This is a genomic window from Mycobacterium sp. 1465703.0 (genome assembly GCF_001672975.1).
In the GTDB taxonomy this organism is placed as follows: Bacteria; Actinomycetota; Actinomycetes; order Mycobacteriales; family Mycobacteriaceae; genus Mycobacterium.
On the sequence record NZ_LZKU01000152.1, the window covers coordinates 1 to 596 of the forward strand.

Genomic DNA, 596 nt, shown 5'->3' on the forward strand with positions numbered 1-596 from the left:
AGCTGGTAGCCGGCCGCGGCGACCGGAGCGTTGACCTTGCGGGCGGCCAACATCGCGATGACGTCGTCGCGGCGCTGGCGGTGCTGTCCGAGGGCCTCCACCACCATGTCGTTGACGGTGGGCGGTGACAGCGCGGAGACGATGCCGTAGCCGTAGACCGTCGAGTGCTCGATGGCCAGCGCGTCGCACAGCGCCGCGTTGTCGGCGTCTTTACCGGAGGTCATATCGACGGACCTCCGGGTACCAGGGCAACCGTGTAGGAGGCCGTGCACGACGCGGCGATCGAGGACAGCAGCCCGGCCCGGTAGCCCGGTTCGGTGCCGACCAGGCGGCTCGCGCTGTCGGCCGAGGCGCGCAACGCGTCGATCACGTCGGACACCGGCGGCGGAGGTGGCGGCGGTCCGGCCGGTTCGGCCTGGCTGGGGCTGGTGGGCTCACTCGAGGAGGGCGCGGCCAGCTTGCCGGCCGCCCGCGAGATCTCCGCGGACAGCGCGCTGGCGGGTGCCGCCGCCGCGGCCATCGGGAATCCTCCTCAGGTGGCTGCCGCGCTGGCGGTGGTGGCGAACCAACGCGCCGCACATGCCCGCGCGCTGTCC

At 73.3% G+C, this 596-nt stretch carries 1 protein-coding gene and 1 pseudogene; both read right to left on the bottom strand.

From position 1 onward, the window contains the following. Positions 1 to 224: DUF4439 domain-containing protein (locus A5625_RS13405; RefSeq protein WP_156748078.1), on the bottom strand; the 224-nt coding region annotated here is incomplete at its 3' end. Beyond that, positions 221 to 499 (bottom strand): annotated as a pseudogene (locus A5625_RS30755) (hypothetical protein); the annotation flags it as partial. The pseudogene A5625_RS30755 and the gene A5625_RS13405, both read right to left, overlap by 4 nt. Positions 500 to 596: the final 97 nt, after the last annotated feature.